This is a genomic window from Oleiphilus sp. HI0123 (assembly GCF_001635315.1).
The window spans coordinates 1-8,357 of sequence record NZ_LWGE01001688.1 but is presented as its reverse complement, the minus strand read 5'-3'; the positions used below and the strand labels follow the sequence as shown (position 1 = coordinate 8,357).

Below are 8,357 nucleotides of genomic sequence, written 5' to 3'. Positions count from 1 at the left end.
TTAGCCGTAACAGTTTGAACGACCGTATTTGATTTGGAGCCTGCAAGCATCAGTTTATTTTGCAATTCTGCCATTTGTTGCTTAAGTGCAAGGTTCTCGCGCTGTGCAGTTAGTAAAGCCTGTTGCGTCTGATTCGCATTGCCAGCTTGAGTACTTCTAAGTGTCGTTAGTTCGGCATTAAGTTGAGCGTTTTGGTTTTGCAGTATGGAAATACGTTGGTTTAGCGCGGAGGTATCACAAGCCTTTGGCCCAGAGCGATCAATCAGCTTAGCCGTCAGGCTCTCGACTTTACCTTCCAGCTTGGCGATCTTACTCTTCTTCTTTTTTAGTACAGCTAACATTTTCGTTGCTCGCTGGTTGTTCTCACGTAACTCTGTGAGGCAGCTTCCTGTTTCCGCATCAAGCTCAGCATAAGTGCTAGCTTCTCTGCTTGAGTCAGCTTCCATTTCGGCAAAGGCATCAGCGTGGCTAAGAGGTGTCAGGCTGAAGATGAAGAGTAGGGATGTCAGTTGCTTCAGTTGCATTGCTAATTTCCTTGTCAGAATATAAAAGTGTGACAGCATTGGTGCAGAATATATCAACATTATAATGATTACCAGTCTACTGACCTGCCAATATATTTAGTGATAAACACTCACCAATCTTGTTATTAGAGGATGGACGGATATTAGATTTGAAACGAATGAGGGGATCAATATCACTTATACTTATCATGTAACTAGATGATCAGAATAAAAAAAGGGATGGTTTTGCTACCATCCCTTTTTTTATTCTAGGCTTTCTCTACGAGTTTCGAGAAGCTTCTTGTAATTCAAATATCTCGTTAATGCCTTTCTTCGCTAGTGCTAACATGGCATTAAATTCGGACTCTTCAAACGCTTCACCTTCAGCAGTGCCCTGAATCTCGATAAAGCCGCCTTTGTCTGTCATGATCACGTTCATATCAGTTTCTGCTTCTGAGTCTTCCGGGTAGTCCAAGTCGAGAACGGGTGTACCTTTGTAGATGCCTACAGAAATCGCCGCAATCTTTTGCTTTAGCGGGATTTCTTTCAGTTTTCCTGCATCTACCAAGCCTTGAAGAGCGTCCATGAGTGCCACGCAGCCCCCAGAGATAGACGCTGTACGAGTACCTCCATCTGCCTGGATAACATCGCAATCGATTTGAATGGTGCGTTCGCCGAGTGCTTTCATATCAACAGCGGCGCGTAATGAGCGACCGATTAGACGCTGAATTTCGACGGTACGACCTGTTTGTTTACCCTTTGCTGCTTCACGGATCATACGTGAACCGGTAGAGCGAGGCAGCATGCCATATTCAGCGGTTAACCAACCTTGTCCTTCACCTTTTAGGAAGCGGGGTACCTTTTCGTCTATTGAGGCAGTACAGATAACTTTGGTGTCGCCAAACTCAACCAGGACAGAGCCTTCAGCATGTTTTGTGTAGTTTCGGGTGATTTTAATCTCGCGTGCTTGATCTGGTTGGCGTTCGCTTGGTCTCATAAAGTTCTTCCTATTGGGGAATTAAATAAAGGGGTACCGGGAAAATTTGCCGGCAAGTTTATCACTTTAAAGGTGGGTTTCTAAGTGCCTAGCGAGTAGAATTCGTAAATCAATTTGAACATACGTAACTGAGCTAAGTGGGGAAGTACCAATGCTGAAAAGCATGACAGGATTTGCACGTTTAGAACTTGAAAGTGAACAAGGTGTATTAACGTGGGAGCTAAGAACGGTCAATCATCGTTATCTCGAGCCTCACTTAAAAATACCGGATATGTTTCGTGAAGCGGAACCTAAACTCAGATCCTTGATGCGTAAGTACTTATCTCGGGGCAAGCTAGACTGTTCCTTAAAGTGGCAGCCCAGTAACCGTAAAGCTGATGGCTTGAAGGTGAATGCTGAAGTGCTCGCTCAGTTAAGTGAAGCCTGCCGTTCGGTAAATGAGTTATTTGATGACGTCGCACCGGTTGATGCGATCTCGGTGCTTCAATGGCCTGGCGTGATTGATAATGAGTCAGGTGACCGCCAGCAACTGTTGGCACAAGCCAATGAGTCCTTTGAGGCCTGCTTAAAAATATTATTGGAAAACCGTCAACGTGAAGGCACTCAGCTAGAGCCTCTGTTTGAAGAGCGTTTAGTCGCTATTGAAAATATCGTTAAAGAAGTGCGCGCCTGGTTGCCAGATATTCTTAAAAAGCAAAGCGAATTAGTGAAGAAGCGCTTCGAAGAAGCTTCTGTACAAATGGACAATGAACGCCTTGAACAAGAGATGGTTTTGCTAGCGCAGAAAACTGATGTGGCTGAAGAGCTTGATCGTTTAGATGCTCATGTAGTTGAAGTACGAAGTGTACTGAAGAAAAAGGAGCCGGTGGGGCGACGTCTTGATTTCCTTATGCAGGAGTTAAACCGAGAAGCCAATACCTTGTCATCTAAGTCTATCGTAACAGACACCACAAAAGCGGCGGTAGAGTTGAAAGTTTTGATCGAGCAGATGCGCGAGCAAGTACAGAATGTAGAGTAGAGCGCTACTTGCAAAAACAGAGAGTGCCAAGGCAAAGCCTAGGGCACTCTTTTGAACTAACTACTTGGAAGACTCAACAAGCTGCTCAGCTTGCTTAATCGGCATATGACGCACATCTTTACCTTTTACGATGTAGATCACGTGCTCAGCCAGATTACACGCATGGTCACCGATACGTTCCAAGGCACGTAGTACCCACATAACGCTGTGAATCTGGGAGATACTGCGAGGGTCTTCCATCATGAAGGTCATCAGTGAGCGAACCGCTGACTTGTACTCGGCATCGACAGCATGGTCTTCTTTCATAATATCCAGTGCCATATCGATATCGAAACGTGCAAAGGCATCGAGTGCACCATTGACCATTTGACCAACATGATCGCTGATGTGGCGAATTTCGACGTAGCCGCGAGGTGCTTTGCCCTCTTCAGTCAGGCGGATTGCCATTTTGGCAATCTTACTGGCTTCATCACCAATGCGTTCGATATCTGCAACCATTTTGATGATAGAAATGACTAAGCGAAGGTCACTCGCTGCCGGCTGACGTCGTGCAATCAACTGGGTACAGTCTTCGTCGATCAGTAACTCCATTGCGTCAACTTCTTGGTCTTTGTTACGGACCGTATCGGCGAGTTCGCTATTGTTGGTGATAAGAGCTTCTACTGCATCAGATACTTGACGCTGTACGATACCGCCCATATTTAGCAACTGGTTACGCAACTCAGATAAATCCTGATTGAATTGCTGGGAAATGTGCTGAGTGTGGCCGTCGTTTGTTGTAATACTCATATTTGCCTCTTTTATCCGTTAATGCAGCATAGTGTCATGTAGCGAGTTGATATAGTCCTAAACCTAACCGTAACGACCGGTTATATAGTCTTCAGTCTGCTTGTTACGTGGGTTGGTAAACAGCTCATCAGTGTTGCCAAATTCGATCAAGTCGCCCATATACATAAACGCCGTGTAGTCAGATACACGAGCAGCCTGCTGCATATTGTGGGTTACGATAACGATAGTATAGTCATCTTTTAGCTGGTGAATCAGTTCTTCAATTTTCAGCGTAGACAATGGGTCCAAGGCTGAAGCGGGTTCATCAAGCAGTAATACATCTGGTTTAACAGCAACGGTTCGTGCGATCACCAAACGTTGTTGCTGACCACCGGATAGACCCAATGCGCTATCATCAAGACGATCTTTAACTTCATCCCAAAGTGCTGCAGAACGTAGAGACCATTCTACTGTTTCATCTAGAATACGCTTTTTGTTGATTCCTTGAATACGCAGGCCATAAGCGACGTTTTCATAGATGCTCTTTGGGAAAGGGTTTGGCTTCTGGAATACCATACCAATGCGGCGACGAAGTTCAGCCACTTCGACTTTACGTTGGTAGATATCTTTACCTTCGTGCATGATTTTACCGGTGATGCTACAGCCATCAACCAAATCGTTCATGCGATTGAAGCAACGCAATAATGTCGATTTACCACAACCCGATGGGCCGATAAAAGCCGTTACTCGGTTCTGTGGGATCTGCATATTTACGCCGTGAAGGGCCTCTTTTTCACCGTAGCATAAGCGTAAATCGTCAACGGTTAGTGCAATTTTTTCGTCTTCCAGCTTTAGAGCTGCAGACTTACGCTGTAGTGAACTGATATCGATAGCGTGCGTCTTAGTTTCGGTTTGTGCGCCTGCTTGTGTCGTCGAATCATTTGTATCATTTTGCATAGTCATATCTCTTTCTGGTGTCTATCCAGTTAACTCAATAATTATTAAAACTCAAACCATTTCAGGCGCTAGTTAAACTTCTAATGCTTTGTACTTCTCACGTAGCTTGTTACGAATCGCGACTGCGCTTAGGTTTAGCATTGCAATAACGATAACCAATAATAGCGAGGTTGCGTAAACAAGTGGTCGTGCCGCTTCGACGTTAGGGCTCTGGAAGCCAACATCGTAGATATGGAAGCCTAAGTGCATAAACTTCTGGTCCAAATGCAGATAAGGGTAGTTGCCATCTAGCGGTAATGAAGGCGCTAGCTTAACCACACCTACCAGCATCAATGGCGCAACTTCACCCGCTGCACGAGCAATCGCAAGAATAACACCGGTCATCATTGCAGGGCTTGCCATAGGTAGTACGACACGCCAGAGTGTTTCAGCTTTGGTTGCGCCCAAGGCCAGGCTACCTTCACGAATGGATCTTGGAATACGTGATAAGCCTTCTTCAGTCGCTACAATAACCACTGGCAATGTCAGGATCGCTAGCGTGACTGAAGCCCATAACAAACCACCGGTACCTAGCGTCGGCGCGGGTAATGCCTCAGGGAAGAAGGCCTGATCAATACCTGAGCCCAGGAAGTAAATAAAGAAGCCCAGGCCAAATACACCGTATACGATAGAGGGAACACCGGCGAGGTTGTTAACCGCGATTCGGATAATTCGGGTAATTGCACCCTGGTGTGCATATTCACGCAAGTAAACAGCGGCGATAACGCCTAGTGGTGTCACCATGATAGACATGACGATTACCATCAAAACCGTACCGTAAATAGCGGGGAAGATACCGCCTTCTGTGTTGGCTTCACGCGGGTCATCGCTAACAAACTCAACTAGCTTCTCAATATAGAAGGAGATCTTCTCAGCCAGCGACATTTTGTTAGGCTGGAATGCGCGAACAACGTGGGCTATCTCGATTTCTCGCTCTTGGCCATCCGCTGTTGTTGCGACGAGACTGTCACGATTGATTTGCGTGTATAAATCACTCAGGCGTGATTGCAGCCCTTTGTATTGATTATCGAGCGCTGCGCGTTCTTCTTTAAGCGCTAATTGACGCTGAGCTGTTAGCTCATTGTTTAGCTCATAAGAGCGCTCTTTTAGGCGTAAACGCTCGATTTGGCTGTTGATGCTGCCGATCTCGGCCTTTTCGATCGTATAGATCTCATCATGAATGCTCAATGCACGTTCGATACGCTTGCTCAGTTCATCCCATGCGCCATTTCCAGAGGCGACAACCTGGCCGCTTTCTTTTACATCTTTAAGGTAGCCGTAGAAGTTACCCCATTCGCGACGTTCCATTGCGATAATATCTTCAGGGTAATGACGATTACTTAAGGAGGCATCCAATACCCAGCGGAAGTCACTGCCCGTTACATCCCGGTTACCCATTTTAAGCAGGTGACGATCCATAAACTCGACGCCTTGAGGAACCTTGTAACCAGCCTCTCTCAGCTGAACAGCAGAAACACTTTCTGTTTCGACCAGCTCACCCATGATTTTATAGGTACCGCCATTTCGGTTTTCTACATCAGCCTCGACGACATCATGTGCCCAGAAGTGCACTAAACCACGTGAAGCGATCAGGATTAACAGGCTAAAGACCATCACCAAGCTGATTGCGACCGCGCCAGCGTTTAACCAAACCCAAGGATCGCCGTCTTTAAACCATTTCTTTAAAGGTACTCTCATGATTTTAATCCTTAAATTACGCTGTACTTAGAACGAAGGCTCTGACGAACCCATTCAGCAAAGGTGTTAACAACAAAGGTAAAGAGGAACAATACAAAGGCTGCCAGGAACAAGATACGGTAGTGTGTACTGCCGACTTCGGATTCTGGCATTTCAACTGCGATGTTGGCAGACAAGGTTCTCATGCCTTCAAAAATATTCACATCCATGATTGGCGTGTTACCCGTTGCCATCAATACGATCATGGTTTCACCAACTGCACGACCCATACCGATCATTACAGCAGAGAAGATACCCGGGCTTGCCGTAGGAAGAATGACGCGAGTCATGGTTTGCCACTGGGTAGCACCCAATGCCAGAGAGCCATAGCTCAAATGCTTCGGTACACTGAAAATCGCATCTTCAGTAATCGAGAAGATAGTAGGAATGACGGCAAAGCCCATCGCGGCGCCCACGACTAAGGCGTTACGCTGGTCAAAATCGATGCCCATTTCATTGGTCAACCAAGACCGCATATCGCCGCCAAAGAAGGCGACTTCCAATACCGGGCTAATTTCGATACTGAACCACGAGGCTAACAAGATAACCGGAATTAACAGCACGGGGTCCCAGCCTTCCGGTACGGCGTGTCTAATTCGGTCGGGTAAGTTCACCCAAATGAAGCCAAACGCAAGTAAAGAGAGCGGGGTAATCAAGAGCCAAGCAAAGATGCCTGGTAAGTGATCTTCCATGAATGGCGCGAAAAACAGACCTGCCAAGAAACCGAGGATAACCGTCGGTAGTGCTTCCATAAGTTCTATCGAAGGCTTCACTTTACGACGCAGTGCGGGTGCCATGAAGTAAGCCGTATATAGCGCGCCGCAGATAGCAAGTGGCGTCGCGACTAGCATAGCGTAAAATGCTGCTTTTAATGTACCAAAGGCAAGTGGCGACAGGCTGTACTTTGGTTCAAAGTCGTTGTTAGAGGCTGAAGACTGCCAAACGTACTCTGGCTCTTGGTACCCTTCGTACCAAACTTCTTGCCATAGGGCTGAGAAAGAAATTTCAGGGTGTTCGTTGTCAATGTGCCAGAAGCTAATCTGACCTTGCTCATTTTCGACTAATACATAGTTAGCGCGAGGTGCGATGCTGGCATGTGTGATGGCGGCGTCGCTTACTTTCTTCTCTAATGTTGTGCTGTGAGCAGTCGTGTTGAACAAAGAAATGGTGCCGCTATCATCTACCGAGGCAAAGCCTTTTCGGCGGTGTTCAATGGCGATTGATGTGATTTCTGCCGTAGAATCTTCATCAATTGAGAAGTCACGAATTCGCTGTAATGAGTAGTGGTTGTTGTCGTCACGAACCATAAACCATTGAGAAACAATCCCGCCGGACTCAGTCACCAATATAGAGGAACCGCCAAGTAAAAGTTCCATGCCGATAATGTCTCTGTTCTCGGGCAAATGAACGGTGCCGTTAATGGTCGCCTGTTCGTTATCGGCCAGGTCGAAGATGTTGATGTCTTTTTCCGATGCTACAAAAACCCAGCGCATACCGGGTTCAGCGATGACGAACTTTGGTTCACTATTCAATGTCGGCATGCTAACAGGCTCTGCTTCAAGCATTACCTCACCGGTCATGAAGTTTTCTTCTTTTGAGAAGCGAGTTGAGAACAGTTCACTTTGATCATTCGCGCCAACGATCAAAATGGCGTCTTCAGTTAATGATAATGAGACAAATGTAATTGGGTGCCCTGATTCGTCCATATCCATTGGCTCTTCGCCAAAGGGAAACTCGATATAAGGCGTAATAAGGCGCTTATCGTTTGGATAGGTGATCTTGTAGCTGTGCTTAACGATAATAATTTGGCCATTACTCAAACCTGCCAAAATAGTGCGACTGGCGGGCTCTGCAGCACTGACGCTTGTGACACTAACGCCTTCAGGGATGGGTAGGCGCTGATTACTGACAACGCTGCCGTCTTGCGTATTGAAGAAGATAATATTGCCCTGATCCGTCACACGAAGGGCTTTTTCAGCTTGCTCTTCCATGGCGTAGTATAGCGTTGTGCCTGAGTCTGCTGCTGGAACTTGGTATTCACTGACGGCCTCAATTTCAGCCGACTCGAACAATGGCATAACTTCATAAAGCAGATAGAAGAAAATCAGCGTGATCGCCAAGATGACACTGCCTCCTCCCATGCCAATAGAGGTGCTTGCAACCTGGTCTTTGATCTTCCTAATCTTACGGTAGCGTACGAGTTTAGGGCTATCAAAGTCGAGCTTAGGTGGCTCAGATACAGCAGCTTTATTCATAGTCGTCATGTCCAGATTATCTTTGCGAATAAGATTTAGCGTGTAAAAAGTGCGCGTATTATAAAGTAAAAATCTCCTCATCA

The 8,357-nt window shown here is 46.3% G+C and carries 7 protein-coding genes; 1 reads left to right on the top strand and 6 read right to left on the bottom strand.

The window, feature by feature from the left end:
• A partial coding sequence (locus tag A3761_RS22850; RefSeq protein ID WP_156492048.1) for a hypothetical protein occupies positions 1-524 on the bottom strand: 524 nt, incomplete at its 3' end.
• Positions 525-783: 259 nt separating this feature from the next.
• The gene (rph, locus tag A3761_RS22845) at positions 784-1,500 is read right to left on the bottom strand and encodes a ribonuclease PH (RefSeq protein ID WP_068553802.1); all 717 of its coding nucleotides are present in this window, start codon (positions 1,498-1,500) and stop codon (positions 784-786) included.
• A 151-nt stretch (positions 1,501-1,651) separates the two neighbouring features.
• Here rph and A3761_RS22840 point away from each other — a divergent pair, with 151 nt between their 5' ends.
• On the top strand, positions 1,652-2,518 hold the full coding sequence (locus A3761_RS22840; RefSeq protein ID WP_068514428.1) for a YicC/YloC family endoribonuclease: 867 nt from the start codon (positions 1,652-1,654) through the stop codon (positions 2,516-2,518).
• A gap of 60 nt (positions 2,519-2,578) precedes the next feature.
• Here A3761_RS22840 and phoU read toward each other — a convergent pair whose 3' ends face one another.
• From phoU to A3761_RS22820, 4 genes are all read right to left on the bottom strand, one after another.
• Positions 2,579-3,301, bottom strand: coding sequence for a phosphate signaling complex protein PhoU (gene phoU / locus A3761_RS22835; protein WP_304438889.1), 723 nt, complete (start codon positions 3,299-3,301; stop codon positions 2,579-2,581).
• Positions 3,302-3,370: 69 nt separating this feature from the next.
• Complete coding sequence (pstB, locus tag A3761_RS22830; RefSeq protein ID WP_068514420.1) at positions 3,371-4,243, bottom strand: phosphate ABC transporter ATP-binding protein PstB; 873 nt, start codon at positions 4,241-4,243, stop codon at positions 3,371-3,373.
• A 72-nt stretch (positions 4,244-4,315) separates the two neighbouring features.
• A complete protein-coding gene (pstA, locus tag A3761_RS22825; protein ID WP_197469946.1) occupies positions 4,316-5,980 on the bottom strand; it encodes a phosphate ABC transporter permease PstA in 1,665 nt (554 codons plus the stop codon).
• A gap of 11 nt (positions 5,981-5,991) precedes the next feature.
• Positions 5,992-8,283, bottom strand: a complete 2,292-nt coding sequence (locus A3761_RS22820) for an ABC transporter permease subunit (protein ID WP_369808261.1) — start codon at positions 8,281-8,283, stop codon at positions 5,992-5,994.
• Between the last annotated feature and the right edge of the window lie 74 nt (positions 8,284-8,357).